Genomic DNA, 15,554 nt, shown 5'->3' with positions numbered 1-15,554 from the left:
TATTTTACTGAATGCTTTTCTCTTACTTCTATGTCAAATTCTGCTTCTTGCTTTACATTATTTTCTCAAAATATTGATGCTCTCGCGCTTCCTGAAAAGTTTACTTTCCCTTTTTATTACGAGCCGCAACCATTAGCTGTAGCAGCCACTAAACAATTACAGCAACAGCTTGAAACGTTAGCGCATTTAAAAGCAGAAAATGCAGGTAAAATGTTTGGGGTTTTAGTGGTGCAAAATGCTAAGCAACAATTAGGCTTTTTAAGTGCTTATTCGGGACAAATTGAAGGTGATAAAGGTAATATTAGCTTTGTGCCGCCTGTTTCTAGCATGCAACTTCAAGACGATAGCTATTTGGCTCAAAGTAAAATAATTAACGATATTAATGCTCAAATTGAGCAATTAGAAAATAGTGAACAACTGCTTGAAGTTAATAGCAAACTTGATGATGCAACACAGAGCTACCAGCAAGCGCTATTAGCTCAACAGGCAGTAATGCAAGCCGGTCGTCAGCAGCGAAAAATACAACGTACCGAAGGCAAATTAGAACTTAGCGAAAGTGATTTTGAGCAGTTAAAAAATAAGCTTGCAGGGCAAAGCATCGTAGAAAAAAAGCAACTGCTGGCACTTAAATCCTATTGGCAAAATATAATCGAGTCACTGCAGCAAACACACATCAATATTTCTAATGAAATTGCTCATTTAAAAAAGCGCCGTAAAACACTTTCTAAAAGCTTACAAAAAAAGCTATTTGCACAGTACCAATTTTTAAATGCAAATGGTGAAACTACAGATTTAAATGCTATTTTTGCAGCATTACCTGAGCACACTCCTCCTTCGGGTGCTGGCGATTGTGCAGCGCCTAAATTATTACAATACGCCTATAAACATGACTTAAAGCCACTTGCTATGGCAGAGTTTTGGTGGGGAGCAGCACCTAAATCAGCAATTAGGCAGCATAAGAATTACTACCCTTCTTGTTACAGTAAATGCCAACCAATACTTGGGCATATGCTAAAGGGTTTAGATGTTGAAGATAACCCGCTACTTATCAACCCAGCTCAGGGTAAAGATTTAAGTATTGTTTATAAAGATGACGACTTACTTGTGGTAAATAAGCCCGCTGAGTTTTTATCAGTGCCTGGCGTTAATATTGATGACTCAGTTTATATGCGCATAAAAACGCAGTTTCCAGAGGCATCAGGGCCACTAATTGTACACAGATTAGATATGTCGACTTCTGGGTTATTGATGATTGCACTTAATAAACGCGTGCACAAAGCACTGCAAAAGCAGTTTATTGAACGCACCATAGATAAACGTTATGTCGCATTAGTTAATGGTAACGTAGCTGAGGATAGCGGAGTAATTGATTTGCCCTTAGTGCTAGACTTTGATGATAAACCGCGCCAAATGGTGTGTTACACACACGGTAAGCAATCACTTACTACCTGGCAGGTTTTAGAGCGTAACAACAATATTACCCGATTACAGTTATACCCTAAAACAGGGCGAACTCATCAATTAAGAGTGCATTGTGCGCACAGCTTAGGTTTAAACATGCCAATTATAGGCGACACACATTACGGGCAAAAAGCCGAACGATTACATTTACATGCAGAATACTTAGCATTTACTCACCCTATTACGCTTAAACGATTAGAGTTTGAAGTAGCCGCAGATTTTTAAGCTAAAGCCCATCTAAGATCATTTGTTTGATGGTCTTTGCTTTTACAAAATGATCTAATTTATGGGTGTGTATCCACCAAGTAGCAGCATCCATAAGTAGCTCTGGATCGTCGTTTTTATTGGCAAAAAATGCATAAAAAGAAAGCCCTACATTTTCTCCTTTAACTGCTATTTTTTTATCGCATACGGTAATTATTTTTGCTCTTAGTTCTTCTTTCATATGTACCTTATTAAACAAACTATGCTCTGGATTATAAATCTATCTCAAGATCTTTATGGGCATATTTACTTTTAGCCACCGTTACAAAAAATTAAAAAAGAACGTACTGATAGTATCAAAGAAAGTATCATTTTTTCATCTTTTTTATTTGCGCGCTATTTTATTAACTACCTTAACTCCTCCAACACATCAGTAAAACTAAAGCCTGAAAATATTGCATGAGCGTGCTTGTAAAACTTACAGGCCGCATACTCCCACGAGCAAACGAACAAATATAAACTAATTTAATTCAACAAGTTAAAGCATGGCATTTAGCTTGCTTCAATATTTGTAAGCAATTAAAGAGCAAGTAAAGGACTAGTTATGAATATTTTTGAAGCACTACGTCATGACCATGACAAACAACGAGAATTGGTAGATGCGCTTATTCAAACACACGGCGACACAGAGCAGCGCCACACGCTAATGGATGAGCTAAAAACAGAATTAGAAAATCACGCAAAATTTGAAGAACGTTACTTTTATAACCCACTTATGTTTGATGACTTAACTCACGAAAAAGCGCGCCACAGCGTAGCTGAACATCACGAAATTGATGAATTAATTGAACAACTTGAAGATACCGAAATGAGCTCGTCTGCATGGTTAGTTGCAGCTAAAAAGCTACACCATTTGGTACATCATCATTTAAGTGAAGAAGAACACGAAGTGTTTCAATTAGCGGGTAAAGCACTTACCGAAGGGCAAAAAGAGAGCCTTGCTGAGCAATACAACGACGCAATGCATTAGTTGCATAACATGCAAACCGACTTCCACACACTCCCTGTGTACTTATTGGTTATAAGCCTTATGGCTTATAACCAATTTTTTTGCATGTACTTTATTACTTTACAGTAAATTTCACGTCTTGGTCGCGTAATAAGTAAAGTGCAAAACACGCAGCCCACATTGGCCATGCAGTAAAGAATAATAAGTTATTAAAGCCATCTATGTACTGGTTGTAAGAAGAAAGCGTAGATAAGCCATGCATTACAAAAATGATACCGTACGTTATACGCTTTTTAATACCTGCTAAAAATGCTAAAACAAGCACTAACTGCACCGCACCAATAATGTAAGCCACTATATCTGTAGAGCCACTAATACCGTAAAAATGTTCAAAAATACGTGCGCTATGCCCAGGATTAACAAACTTATCGAATGTCCACATAACCATTACAATAAACACGCCTAAACGCAAAGATAAAAGTGACCACTGCAAACGGTTTTGCACATCAGAATTCATTGAACCTGTCATAAAATTTCCTTAAATGAATATTAATAAACGTAGAAGTAACCTAGACCGTATAAGTTGTTTTTTATTTCAAAAATTTTTAATTAAATTCATTAGTTAAGCCATGCAGTACTAAAAGTGAAGCTTATTTAAGTAATTTAAAAAATGCTGCATAAAAGTTAACTCTTTTAAAATGTTAGCAGGTTGAAAGTAGTCTATAATTAAAAATTCTATTAAAAGCATATATTTACATTCACTCTAGTACAATCGCTGTATTAATATTTTATCAACTAATAAAACAATACTACTTAATTACCATCTTTATAATGCATCTGTTTTGTTATGTTCTAAAAAACAAAAAGAATCAAAATTTTACTGAAAGTTATTTTTAATCCTTTCGGTCTTTATCGCCAACAACATTTTAACCGTAGAGAGAAAACGTTTGAAACACGCATATTTAGCACTTTCCCTAGCCACCATATTAAATACACCACTTAATGCTTTTGCAGCCGAAGAATCAAAAACAGCAAAAGAAGGCGCAATTGAGCGTATTGAGGTGGCAGGCCAAGTTATTAGATCTCAAGGTCTTTCGGTTAAAAATGCCACTGTAGACGGCCCTTTTGGCGACAACTTAGCTCTACGAGATATAGCCCGATCAGTAACACCAATTTCAAGCGAGTTAATAGAACAACTCAATATTACGACTTTACAAGACGTACTTGCAGTAAGCCCTAATACCTATTCAGCCAGTGGTTTTGGGGCACCAAGTTTACCTACTATTCGTGGGCAACTAGGTGAGCTTTTCCAAGATGGTACACGCCGCCAAGCAGGTAATAATGGCTTTGGCGTGCCGTTATCGTTCAACTCTATAGAACAAATAGATGTAGTAAAAGGCGCGCCACCGGTATTATTTGGTTCAAGCCAACGCAACGGTGGTTTTGTAAACTTACATTCTAAAAAAGCATCTACGGATGAAAGCAAAGGCAAAGCAGCTGTATCTGCAGGTAGATGGGATCAATACAGTGTTTTAGTTGATTACAGTGCACCCATTGTAAAAGATAAAGTAGGTTTTAGAGTAAGCGCTGAACATATTGATAACGGCAGTTACTACGATTTCTCGGGAACTAAAAGCGACAGCTTATTTGCATCATTACGTGTATTACCCGATGACAAAAGCAGCTGGGATATTAACTTTGAATTATACCAAGTTGAATTTACCGATAACGCAGGTATTAACCGCCCTACTCAAGCGCTAATAGATAATGGCCTTTATATTACCGGTCAAGGCGTGCAAGCAAATGGCAGTACCGTACCAGCAGCAGGTGCGATAATCTCACCTACTGGACAAGTTAAAATTAATCGCAGTACAGTACTTACCGACCCTGATAATCAAAACGAAGCTACTACCTATTTACTACACAGTATTTATAAGCGTGAACTTTCTAGCAATGCATCAATAAAAAACATTACGTATTTTCAGCACTTACAACGCGAAGAAATTGTACAGAATAGCTTTGTTGAAATTATAGATGGTGCAGACACGGCGCAAAACCGTACCGAGCTTACCTACCTTTGGAATAGCGATCAGCAAACCATTTTTGCATTTGATGTACGTTATAACCGCGTATTAGGCTACAGCCAATTTACAACAGAAGCCGATTTACCTATTGATTTAACTGGCCCACTTTCAAATCGTCGCATTCCTCTAACAAGTGAACAACAAGCGCGTTTAATTGAAATTAGCCCAGGTGTATTTGTATCTCCAGGTGGTCAGTACGATATTAATAACGATGGTAGCGGCGACTTTAACCTATCAGACACGACCGATTCGCGTTCATGGCAAACAGGTTTTGCGATTCAACAAGACTCAGATTGGACTGATAAGTTTCATACAAGTGTTGGATACCGCATTGATTTTTATGACGTAGACGCGCACGACCCAATAGCACCAGAGGGTGAAATTGCAGCTCGTGATAGCATTAACGATAAGCTACATTCGGGGCAAATAAGCTTTAACTACCGATTGAACGGTGATTACACCACTTATGGTGCAGCAAGTTACAACGAAGCCACATCAAATAGCATGGCTGGCGGCACGTCTCTTGGTGGCGACAACACAATTAGCGCACAAAACTTTTCAACCGAAAATACCTTGGTTGAATTTGGTTTAAAATACGCACCAACTAACAGCGATTGGTACGCCGATGGAGCCGTATTTAGCCAACGTCGTAGTTTACGTAATCGTGATGGTAGTAACACTGGCATTCGTACTACCGGCTTTGAAAGCCAAGTATTTTATGACGCCTACCCTTATTGGCTAAGTGTTGGCTACAGCTATATTGACGCTCGCTACGATAATTCTGCAAGTAGTCAAGATTCGGCTCAAGTAGCTGATGCATTTGACAACTCACGTCCAGATATTATTGAAGGTACCAGTGTTGGCGCACCTAGCTTTACCGCTTTTGCACCTTCAAACACCCGTGTACAGGGTATCCCTGAGCAATCGTTCAGCTTTAACGGAAATTATTCAATTAATTCGAAATGGCAAACGGGTTTTTCAGGTCTATATACAAAGAGTTACCCATTAGACTTTTTGGCGACAGTAAAAATTCGTGATCAGTACACACTAAACGTAAATACTAGCTATGCTTTTACGCCTAGTACCAAGTTACGATTAGATGTGAACAACGTAACGAATCAAAAAAACTGGCGCCCAGTATTTGAAGGCGGTTATTTTGGTGCAACCTTGGCTTTTCCTGAATTACCAATAAACGCCAAGCTGACGCTTACGCATAATTTTTAAAGGCAAGTTTGAAAGAGAGAGAACATGATTAAAAAAATACTTTTGTTATTGATTGCAGCGGTCGCCATCGGCCTGTTCTTTCATTTTGATTTGCACCAACTACTTACGCTTGAGGGCTTAAAAGGGTCGATGGATCAGTTTAGCCAATATAAAGCGCAATCTCCGCTATTAATCATTGGCGGATTCTTTTTATTGTATGTGGTGGTTACTGCATTGTCTTTACCGGGCGCGGCTATTTTAACACTGGCAGCGGGTGCTTTATTTGGCTTAGTTGAAGGCTTATTGGTTGCATCGTTTGCATCAACCATAGGTGCCACACTGGCCTTTTTAGTATCACGTTACTTATTGCGCGATACCATTAAAAAGCGCTTTCCTGAGCGTTTAGCAGCCATTGATGCAGGCGTTGAAAAAGAAGGCGGCTTTTACTTATTTACGTTGCGTTTAGTGCCGGTGTTTCCGTTCTTTTTAATCAACTTGTTAATGGGCGTAACAGCCATCAAGTCATGGACTTTTTACTGGGTAAGCCAAGTGGGTATGCTAGCCGGTACATTTGTATTTGTTAATGCCGGTACGCAGCTTGCTCAAATAGAGAGTTTATCGGGCATTTTATCGTTGGACTTAATTTTATCATTCGCTTTATTGGGCGTATTCCCATTTATTGCTAAAGGGATCTTAAACGTGTTTAAAAAACGTCGTGTATACAAAAACTATACTAAACCTAAAAGTTTCGACCGTAACATGATTGTTATTGGCGCGGGTGCAGGTGGTTTGGTAACAAGCTATATTGCCGCTGCTGTTAAAGCAAAAGTAACCCTTATTGAAGCGGGCGAAATGGGCGGCGACTGTTTAAACTACGGCTGTGTTCCCAGTAAAGCGATAATTAAAAGCGCTAAAATTGCAGAGCAAATTCGCCACGGTGAACACTACGGCCTAGAAAACATGACACCGCAGTTTTCGTTTAAAAAAGTAATGGCCCGTGTTCATAAAGTAATTGCCGATATAGCACCACACGACAGCGTAGAGCGCTACACTAATTTAGGCGTAGACGTAGTAAAAGGTTACGGTAAATTAATTGACCCGTGGACGGTAGAAATTAAACTCAACGATGGCGGCACACAAACATTAACGGCACGTACTATTGTAATTGCCACTGGCGCACGCCCATTTGTACCGCCACTACCCGGTATAGAAGAAACTGGTTATGTAACAAGCGATACCTTGTGGGATAAATTTGCAGCGCTTGACGAAGCACCTAAAAAGCTTGTAGTACTTGGCGGCGGCCCTATTGGCAGCGAATTAGCCCAAAGCTTTGCCCGTTTAGGTTCAAGCGTTACGCAAATTGAAATGGCGGAGCGCATCATGATCAAAGAAGATCTTGAAGTGTCTACCTTTGCTCATGAAGCATTGAGCGAAAGCGGCGTTAACATTTTAACCTCACATCAGGCATTACGTTGTGAAGCGCGCGACGGTAAAAAGTACATTATTGTTAAACGCCTTAACGAAGGCAATGATGAAGAAATTGCTATTGAATACGACGAACTGCTATGCGCTGTTGGCCGCAGTGCCCGCCTTAAAGGTTACGGCCTTGAAGAGCTAGGCATAGAAACAAACCGTACAATAGTCACTAACGAATACCTAGAAACGCTATACCCTAATATTTTTGCCGCTGGCGATATTGTTGGCCCGTACCAGTTTACGCACGTAGCCGCTCATCAGGGTTGGTACGCAGCAGTAAACGGCTTATTTGGTAACCTTAAAAAGTTTAAAGTAGATTACCGCGTTATTCCATGGACCACCTTTATTGACCCAGAAGTGGCACGTGTGGGTTTAAACGAGCAAGATGCAATTGATAAAGGTATCGATTTTGAAATCACTCGTTTTGAGTTTGAAGAGCTAGACCGCGCAATTACCGACAGCGCCACAAAAGGCTTTATTAAAGTAATTACCCCTAAAGGCAAAGACAAAATACTCGGTGTAACTGTGGTCTCTGAACACGCGGGTGATTTAATTGCTGAATTTGTACTGGCCATGAAACACGGTTTAGGCCTTAATAAAATACTGGGCACTATACACAGCTACCCTACTTGGGCTGAAGGCAACAAATACGCTGCAGGCGAGTGGAAACGCGCCCATGCACCTGAAAAAGTACTTAACCTGCTCGAAAAATATCATACGTGGCGTCGAGGCTAATATGTTTAACACAACATTAAAACCTTTATTATTAAGTGCGACATTACTTGCGACGGCGCTTATAACGTCGCTTTCAAGCCAAGCGCAAAGTACGACTAATAACCTGCACGATAGCTGGAATGCATTGCTAAATAAACATGTTGTCGCTATTAACCATAATCACAGCACAGAGGTTGATTACGCTGCAATACAAGGTGATCATACTCAGCTAAAAACGTATTTAGATTCGTTAAGTGCTGTAACACAAAACGAGTTTGACGCGTGGGAAAAGCCTAAGCAACTGGCGTTTTTAATTAATGCGTATAATGCATTTACCGTAGAGCTCATCGTTTCAAACCTTGGCAGTAAAGAGCCCCAAAACCTTAAATCAATAAAAGATTTAGGCAGCTTTTTTAGCTCACCGTGGAGTAAAGCGTTTGTGCCACTACTTGGTAAAACTCGCAGCCTTGATGACATAGAGCACGGTTTAATTCGTGGCAGCGGTAAATATAACGACCCACGTATTCATTTTGCTGTAAATTGTGCAAGTATTGGTTGCCCTGCGCTGCGCGGGGAGGCATTCACAGCTACTGAACTAGAGAGCCAATTGCAACAGCAAACGGTGCGTTTTTTATCTGATACAACACGTAATTTTGCGCAGGAAAATACGCTAAATATCTCCTCTATATTTAAATGGTACGGCGATGACTTTGAAAAAGGTTTTAGAGGTGCAGACACGCTACAGCAGTTTTTACTGCAATATAGCGATGCACTTAAACTAGTACCCGCTCAGCAAAAAGCGCTTAAAAATAATGACATGAAAGTAAAATTTTTAGACTACAGCTGGGATTTAAATGCACGCCAGTAAGTTTTGGCAAACAACTACGCGATACAGTGTTTACTGTGTCGCGTTTTGCGTTTGCTTAATAACAAGCTTAAGTACTTTTGCTAATAACAGCGCTCATAATATGAGTAAAGAACGACTCACTCGCTGGGAAAATATTGAAACGCTTGGTAATAACCAAAGCGTGTACTTTTATGCCTGGGGCGGCGACGCGCAAATAAATGCCTATATTCAATGGGCTGCCCAGCAAGTTAAAACTCAATATAATATTAACTTAGTCCATGTAAAGCTCAGCGACACCAGCGAAGCAGTAAGCCGTGTGTTGGCCGAAAAATCAGCACATAATAATGACCAAGGCAGTGTTGATCTGGTATGGATAAACGGCGCTAACTTTGCCACTATGAGCGAGCACGCATTGTTGTTAAAACAGTGGGCAAATAAACTGCCACACTTTGCATACACAGATCCCGCTAATAACCCTGCTGTTAATTTTGACTTTGGCATACCCACAAACGGTATGGAAGCACCGTGGGGGCAAGCATCGCTCACCTTTTATTACGACAGCCTTGCAATAAATGAACAAACAAACAATAAACGCCCTACTACATTAAACGAATTATTAAACTGGAGCACACAAAACCCTGGTCGCTTTAGTTACCCAAAGCCGCCTGACTTTTTAGGTATGAGCTTTTTAAAGTACGCCTTAGTTGTGCTGCATAAGCACAGCAGCGAAAACATTAAAGCGCAGTTAAACCAACCAGCTACCGCTTTAAATACTGCACAAGTGCTAAATCCGTTATGGGACTTTTTAGATAAACTACACCCAACGCTTTGGCGTGGTGGCACTCATTTTATGCAAAGTGGTGCTCAAATGCGCCGCTTAGTAGACGATACAGAGCTGAGTTTAGCCTTTACTTTTTCAGCACCTGAAGTACCCGCAGCTGTAAAACGCTATGATTTACCAAACAGCATTCGCAGTTACGCAATGAGTGATGGCAGTTTAAGTAATACCCATTTTGTGGCAATCCCTTACAATGCAAGCCACCAGCAAAGTGCGCAATTAGTGGCTAATTTTTTACTCAGCCCTGAGGCGCAAGCTCAAAAACAAAAAGCGCATATATGGGGCGATAAAAGCGTACTTATTCAATCAACGTTAACGCCTGATCAGCAAGCCTTATTTAAAACAGCTAAACCACATCCAAGTGCACTGCCTTTAAACAGTATTAAACGCACATTGAGCGAACCTCATCCAAGCTGGGTAAACGCCATTATGCAAGGTTGGCAAACTCGTTATGGAGTAAGCCAATGAGTGTTATTTCAAAAAGTGTACCGATTAATACCAAAGCAACAACGCAGTGCAGCACCGATATGTTTACGCGCATTGTAAAATTTAGCCCGCGATTTTTACTCGCTTTACTTATACTACCCGTACTTGGTGGCTTAATTAGCGTATTGCTGCCTGCCTTTGGTTATGCGCCCGTACTTGAGCAAACAACGTTTAGCTTGCAAGGTTTTAATGCCCTTTGGCAAACATCCGGCCTTACTCAAATGGTTACCTTAAGCGTTGCAACGGGCTTAATAAGTACTCTGCTTGCATTTATCATTACCTTAATGATTTTAGCTGCGTTTTTTAATAGCCCGTGGCTTAACCGAATTCAGCGTTTATTGAGCCCTATATTAGTGATACCTCATGCCGCCGCGGCTATTGCAGTAGGGTTTTTAATTGCCCCTTCAGGTATGATTTCACGCTTAGCGTCGCCTTGGTTAAGCGGCTGGGAACTTGCGCCAAACGGCATGTTTCCGCATGATTCGTTCGGTATTAGTATTATTTTAGGCTTAACACTAAAAGAGCTTCCCTTTTTATTATTAATGGCACTGGGCGTACTTGCTCAACCTGAGCTTGGCAAAAAATTACGCCAGCAACATAAGGTTGCGCTTAACTTGGGTTATTGCCCAATGACCGCCTTTTTTAAAGTAATACTGCCAAGCCTTTATCCGCTGCTGCGTTTGCCCCTTTTAGCCGTGCTTGCCTATGCAAGTGCCAGTGTAGAAATGCCACTCATTTTAGGCCCAAATACACCACCCACGTTAGCCGTTGCAATAATGCATTGGTTTAACGATGTTGATTTAAACCTGCGCATTAAAGCCTCAGCGGGCGCTTTATTACAACTGGCTGTTACAGGTGGGTTATTAGCCCTTTGGCTTGGCGCAGAAAAGGTCGTAAAAGTGCTATTTAGCGACTCCCTCACTAATGGAGTGCGCGAATACGGCGGATTTTATTGGCAAAAAATAACGATCGTACTCACCATATTAGTAATTAGCTTTATAATGTTGTCACTTATTGGTTTAGTTATGTGGTCGGTTGCAGGCTTTTGGCGCTTTCCAGATGCAATGCCTGAGCAATTTACACTACTGCATTTTAAAAGTGCGCTAATGCAAATGAGCAGCCCGCTTTTTAATACCCTAGCAATCGGTTTAGTAACCACATTATTTGCCATTATTCTTACTCTATTGTGTTTAGAATCAGAGCAATTGAGTGACAAACCGATTTCTCGTTTTACCAGTTTAATTATTTACTTACCGTTATTAGTACCCAGTATTGCCTTTTTGTTTGGGCTAGTATGGATACAACAATTGGTAAATAACCAAGCCGCATTTTTTAATGTGGTGTTTACACATTTACTGTTTGTTTTGCCTTACGTATTTTTGTCACTCGCGAGCAGTTATAGGCGCTTAGATCCTCGTTTTGCGAATGTTGCAGCAAGCCTAGGCGCAGCGCCATGCAAGGTGTTTTTTAAAGTAAAACTACCTCAGTTGTTTGCCCCTATTTTAATTGCAGCCGCACTGGGCTTAGCAATTAGTTTTGGACAATACCTCCCCACGCTTTTAGCTGGCGGCGGGCGNAAGCCGTTACGCTTGCCAATGGCGCAAGCAGACGCACCAGTGCCGTGTACGCTATTATGCAAATGGCGTTGCCACTTATTGGATTTATACTGGCATGGGTTTTACCTAAATATTTTTTCAAAAGTGCACGTGCTTAAAAGTGCACTTATTTAAAGCACCCATGTTTAACACTATCAGGGTTAAGGTTTTTTAATGCAGTCATCGTTACAAATTAAAAATTGTCAGCTTTATCGCCAAAATGAGCTGCTACTTAGCTTAAACGAGCAAGTTAATGGCGGTGAAATTCTGACTATTATGGGCCCATCAGGCAGTGGTAAATCAAGCTTATTAAATTGGCTTACGGGTACTTTACCAAGTAGCTTTAAGGCCAATGGAGAGGTGTGGCTTAATGGTCAAAATATCGATAACACCCCTCCACACTTGCGCCATATTGGAGTGCTTTATCAAGACGCTTTATTGTTTTCGCATTTAACTGTTGCTGGTAACATTGCCTTTGCAATGCCAAAAGGTAATAAAAAACAACGCCTTGAAAAAATAGAACACACACTTGAGCAAGTCGGTCTTAAAGACATGGGCAATCGTCATCCCGATAACTTGTCGGGCGGGCAACAAGCCCGTGTTGCATTATTACGTATGCTGCTGAGCGAACCTAAAGCCATTTTACTTGACGAACCCTTTAGCAAACTCGACACCCAACTGCGTGTTGATACACGCGAACTCGTGTTCAGCCAAATACGCGATCATAAGCTACCTGCAATTATGGTAACTCATGACCATAGCGATGCCGACGCTGCAAATGGCAAACTCATTACTTTAAATAGCGCACTTTAAATACATAGCTTTAAACGCATAAGGCAATAAACATGCTAGACAAATTTATCACCCCTGTCATTAAGCCGCTTTTAACACCTGTGGTTATGCTTATGCATAAACGCGGCATAACCGCCGATCAGCTCACTGTTGTAGGCTTTTTAGTTGGCTTATTAGCCGTGCCATTACTGGCGTTTGAAATGTGGTACGGCGCATTAGTGGCCATTGCTTTAAATCGCATTTTAGATGGGCTTGACGGCGCACTAGCACGCCATGCTAATTTAAGCTCAAGCGCCGGCGGCTTTTTAGATATTACACTCGACTTTTTGTTTTACGCGGCCATTCCGCTTGGCTTTATTTTGGCAAACCCCGAACAAAACGCCATTGCAGGCGCTATATTACTCGCTGCATTTATTGGCACGGGTTCAAGCTTTTTAGCCTTTGCCATAGCCGCTGAAAAGTTTAAGCTCGAAAAACCGCAATTTAAATACAAAAGCTTTTACTACCTAAATGGCTTAACCGAAGGCACAGAAACAATAGCGCTATTTATAGCCTTTTGTATTTGGCCGCAGCACTTTGCCCTCCTCGCTGGTATATTTGCTTTTGCCTGCGCCATTACCATATTTACCCGTATACATGGCGGCTACCACACACTTAAACAGCAAGAAGCCAATGAGGTTATAAATAATAATGACTAACGAAGTTTGGTGGCGACTCGGTTGCTTTTTTAGCATTTTAGTCATAATGATGCTGCTTGAATGGCGACAACCCGCAAGGCAATCGCCCATTAAAAGCAGCACTCGCTGGTTTGCAAATTTTGGCTTAGTGTTTGCCTCATCTATCATTGCGCGCTTAGTTGTACCACTTGGTTTAACCGCAGTAGCACTTTACAATCAAGAGCACAGCATTGGCTTATTTAACCAACTAGCCATACCTAGCATAATAGCCATAGTGCTAAGCCTTATATTGCTCGATATACTCATTTATTGGCAGCACAGATTGTTTCATAAAGTGCCACTATTATGGCGTTTGCACCGCGTACACCATGCCGATGCGCATGTAGATACCAGTACCGGCCTGCGCTTTCACCCTATCGAAATTGTGCTTAGTATACTTATAAAACTTATTGCAGTTACTGCACTTGGCGTACCCGCCATTGCCGTACTTATATTTGAAATCGCGTTAAATGCACTCGCCTTGTTTAACCATGCAAACATACGCCTACCAAACGCCATTGAAAAGCCACTACGCCTTATATTAATGACGCAAATACTGCACCGCATTCACCACAGTAAAGTAGTGAGTGAAACAAATTCAAACTATGGCTTTAGTGTAATTTGGTGGGACAAACTTTTTGGCAGCTATAAAAGTGAGGCCAAAAAAGTCGACGCAGAAATAGATATAGGTTTGGTTGAATACCCAACTGCAAAGCAAAATGCCTCGCTGTGGGGGTTACTCATCATGCCGTTTAAAAACAAGTAAAAACAAGTAAAAACAACTATATTGTACATCACACAATACCAATCTACTTAAAAGCCCTTTGATGTAGATTGGTATAAATAAAATACTCTACGGATACGCCAGGTGAAAACTTTAAGGGGGTCTGTTTAATTTTTACATTTTTAAGACAAACATTTGTAGAATGGGCGGGATTTTCTATTCGTTATTCATTTTGGGCTAAAGCGTATTATGAGCAACAAATAGCCAAGGGTAAGCCGCACAACAGTATTATTAGATCACTGGCATTTAAATGGATAAGAATTGTATTTAGGTGTTGGAAAACGAATACACTCTACGATGAATCGACGTATTTAGCAGCATTAAAACGCAGAGGCTCACCACTTTTAAAATTTGCAATTAATAGCTAAATTTTACTAGTCGTCCACCTCAGGGCGTGTTGTTATATTTTTTGTTCTCCAATGCTAAATAACAGTTCGTTAATAAGCATATTTAGCTTCAGCCTTACTCGCTAATTGACTACGCAAATTATCTTGATATGAAAAAGCATCAAAACCATCATCAAATGCTTTGGCATTTGGCCCATACGAACTATCTAAAAGTCCCTTTATATCAACAATGCCTTTAAAGTTTTCTTGAGTAAAATCATATTTCCCCCAATATTTTCCTTTCCCATCATAACCACGGTCATATTCTTGACCTTTTATTAGAATGTCAGGTAATTCTTTAGCTAAATTAGCGATATCTTCGTTAGCATTCAATTTACCTTCAAGGTAGTTTTTTTCATCTTCAGTAATATTACCTGAAACAACTAATTTATCGTTACTATCAACAGAAAATTCCCATTCTTTTTTAGCTAACGATGGAGAAGATATTTCTAACTCATTCATGAAATCTTCATATTTAGGTCGAAGTTGATTTAACTTATGTGGTAATTCACCAAATGATATTGTATTAGTCATTTTATCCAAAAGCTCTGATTCAGATTTATGTGCTGTGATACTTAGCGGTCTATCATAAGTGCTTTGGTTTTGTGGGATATGCTCATCTTTATGATAAATATCATCAGCAAATGTTTGTGCTTGCTGCTTATTCATTGTTTCATTTGAGTGGATATCAGTTAATTTACCCGAATCAACAGGAGCTGATTTATTTTTAAGCTGTGTTGTTGCGGTATCTGTTAAAATATCATGAGTTATTTTCATATTAAATTCCCTTTCCTATGAAAGATATATTATTAATAAGATCTTTATCGGCCTATAACATTAAAACTTAATTGATTTTATCAACACACTTTTTAGGGCGTGTTGATCTTTGTGGTATGAAAAACAAACAGCATGAAGATAAGGTATAATTGAATTCGCCAGAAAACTTTACACCGAACCTA

12 protein-coding genes and 2 pseudogenes are annotated in these 15,554 nt (G+C 40.1%); 11 read left to right on the top strand and 3 right to left on the bottom strand.

The features are described from left to right. Nucleotides 1-30: 30 nt before the first annotated feature. Nucleotides 31-1,686 (top strand): RluA family pseudouridine synthase, encoded by a 1,656-nt coding sequence (locus L655_RS0116785; RefSeq protein WP_024605646.1) that lies wholly within the window; start codon nucleotides 31-33, stop codon nucleotides 1,684-1,686. A gap of 1 nt (nucleotide 1,687) precedes the next feature. On the opposite strand, the gene L655_RS0116780 is transcribed toward L655_RS0116785, so the two are convergent. Continuing rightward, nucleotides 1,688-1,906, bottom strand: coding sequence for a DUF6500 family protein (locus L655_RS0116780; RefSeq protein WP_024597227.1), 219 nt, complete (start codon nucleotides 1,904-1,906; stop codon nucleotides 1,688-1,690). A gap of 363 nt (nucleotides 1,907-2,269) precedes the next feature. Here L655_RS0116780 and L655_RS0116775 point away from each other — a divergent pair, with 363 nt between their 5' ends. Continuing rightward, nucleotides 2,270-2,695, top strand: a complete 426-nt coding sequence (locus L655_RS0116775) for a hemerythrin domain-containing protein (protein WP_008134499.1) — start codon at nucleotides 2,270-2,272, stop codon at nucleotides 2,693-2,695. Between the two features lie 94 nt (nucleotides 2,696-2,789). Here the strand turns inward: L655_RS0116775 and L655_RS0116770 are convergent, their stop codons facing one another. Further along, nucleotides 2,790-3,203 (bottom strand): hypothetical protein, encoded by a 414-nt coding sequence (locus L655_RS0116770; RefSeq protein ID WP_002960120.1) that lies wholly within the window; start codon nucleotides 3,201-3,203, stop codon nucleotides 2,790-2,792. Between the two features lie 418 nt (nucleotides 3,204-3,621). On the opposite strand from L655_RS0116770, the gene L655_RS0116760 reads away from it, so the two are divergent. The 9 genes and pseudogenes from L655_RS0116760 to L655_RS1000000128085 form a co-directional block, all read left to right on the top strand. Further along, nucleotides 3,622-5,982 (top strand): TonB-dependent receptor, encoded by a 2,361-nt coding sequence (locus tag L655_RS0116760; protein WP_024605645.1) that lies wholly within the window; start codon nucleotides 3,622-3,624, stop codon nucleotides 5,980-5,982. Nucleotides 5,983-6,006: 24 nt separating this feature from the next. Continuing rightward, nucleotides 6,007-8,172: a bifunctional TVP38/TMEM64 family protein/FAD-dependent oxidoreductase gene (locus tag L655_RS0116755; RefSeq protein ID WP_024605644.1), complete on the top strand. Its 2,166-nt coding sequence runs from the start codon at nucleotides 6,007-6,009 to the stop codon at nucleotides 8,170-8,172. A gap of 1 nt (nucleotide 8,173) precedes the next feature. Continuing rightward, on the top strand, nucleotides 8,174-9,019 hold the full coding sequence (locus L655_RS0116750; protein ID WP_024605643.1) for a DUF547 domain-containing protein: 846 nt from the start codon (nucleotides 8,174-8,176) through the stop codon (nucleotides 9,017-9,019). Then, nucleotides 9,006-10,304 carry an ABC transporter substrate-binding protein gene (locus tag L655_RS0116745; protein ID WP_024605642.1) on the top strand — a complete coding sequence of 433 codons (1,299 nt, stop codon included), beginning with the start codon at nucleotides 9,006-9,008 and terminating at the stop codon, nucleotides 10,302-10,304. The genes L655_RS0116750 and L655_RS0116745 overlap by 14 nt, the downstream gene beginning before the upstream one ends. Continuing rightward, nucleotides 10,301-12,036: pseudogene (locus L655_RS01000000125780) on the top strand (ABC transporter permease subunit). Before L655_RS0116745 ends, L655_RS01000000125780 begins: the two are co-directional and overlap by 4 nt. 55 nt (nucleotides 12,037-12,091) lie before the next feature. After that, on the top strand, nucleotides 12,092-12,730 hold the full coding sequence (locus L655_RS0116735) for an ATP-binding cassette domain-containing protein (RefSeq protein WP_024605641.1): 639 nt from the start codon (nucleotides 12,092-12,094) through the stop codon (nucleotides 12,728-12,730). A gap of 32 nt (nucleotides 12,731-12,762) precedes the next feature. Next, nucleotides 12,763-13,407, top strand: a complete 645-nt coding sequence (locus L655_RS0116730; protein ID WP_024605640.1) for a CDP-alcohol phosphatidyltransferase family protein — start codon at nucleotides 12,763-12,765, stop codon at nucleotides 13,405-13,407. Continuing rightward, nucleotides 13,400-14,191 (top strand): sterol desaturase family protein, encoded by a 792-nt coding sequence (locus tag L655_RS0116725; protein ID WP_024605639.1) that lies wholly within the window; start codon nucleotides 13,400-13,402, stop codon nucleotides 14,189-14,191. The genes L655_RS0116730 and L655_RS0116725 overlap by 8 nt, the downstream gene beginning before the upstream one ends. A 137-nt stretch (nucleotides 14,192-14,328) precedes the next feature. After that, nucleotides 14,329-14,577 (top strand): annotated as a pseudogene (locus L655_RS1000000128085) (IS110 family transposase); the annotation flags it as partial. Between the two features lie 69 nt (nucleotides 14,578-14,646). On the opposite strand, the gene L655_RS0116720 reads toward L655_RS1000000128085, so the two are convergent. Next, complete coding sequence (locus tag L655_RS0116720) at nucleotides 14,647-15,372, bottom strand: hypothetical protein (protein WP_024605638.1); 726 nt, start codon at nucleotides 15,370-15,372, stop codon at nucleotides 14,647-14,649. Between the last annotated feature and the right edge of the window lie 182 nt (nucleotides 15,373-15,554).

Origin of the sequence: Pseudoalteromonas sp. TAE79, assembly GCF_000498015.1 — a bacterium.
Classification (GTDB): domain Bacteria; phylum Pseudomonadota; class Gammaproteobacteria; order Enterobacterales; family Alteromonadaceae; genus Pseudoalteromonas.
The sequence above is the reverse complement of the archived record's forward strand: the minus strand, read 5'-3'. Positions and strand labels throughout refer to the sequence as shown.

Coding starts and splice junctions, on each gene's coding strand:
- L655_RS0116775 (WP_008134499.1), top strand. CDS start 2,270: ATGAATATTTTTGAAGCACTACGTCATGACCATGACAAACAACGAGAA.
- L655_RS0116735 (WP_024605641.1), top strand. CDS start 12,092: ATGCAGTCATCGTTACAAATTAAAAATTGTCAGCTTTATCGCCAAAAT.
- L655_RS0116725 (WP_024605639.1), top strand. CDS start 13,400: ATGACTAACGAAGTTTGGTGGCGACTCGGTTGCTTTTTTAGCATTTTA.
- L655_RS0116720 (WP_024605638.1), bottom strand. CDS start 15,372: ATGAAAATAACTCATGATATTTTAACAGATACCGCAACAACACAGCTT.
- L655_RS0116730 (WP_024605640.1), top strand. CDS start 12,763: ATGCTAGACAAATTTATCACCCCTGTCATTAAGCCGCTTTTAACACCT.
- L655_RS0116755 (WP_024605644.1), top strand. CDS start 6,007: ATGATTAAAAAAATACTTTTGTTATTGATTGCAGCGGTCGCCATCGGC.
- L655_RS0116785 (WP_024605646.1), top strand. CDS start 31: ATGTCAAATTCTGCTTCTTGCTTTACATTATTTTCTCAAAATATTGAT.
- L655_RS0116770 (WP_002960120.1), bottom strand. CDS start 3,203: ATGACAGGTTCAATGAATTCTGATGTGCAAAACCGTTTGCAGTGGTCA.
- L655_RS0116745 (WP_024605642.1), top strand. CDS start 9,006: ATGCACGCCAGTAAGTTTTGGCAAACAACTACGCGATACAGTGTTTAC.
- L655_RS0116780 (WP_024597227.1), bottom strand. CDS start 1,906: ATGAAAGAAGAACTAAGAGCAAAAATAATTACCGTATGCGATAAAAAA.
- L655_RS0116750 (WP_024605643.1), top strand. CDS start 8,174: ATGTTTAACACAACATTAAAACCTTTATTATTAAGTGCGACATTACTT.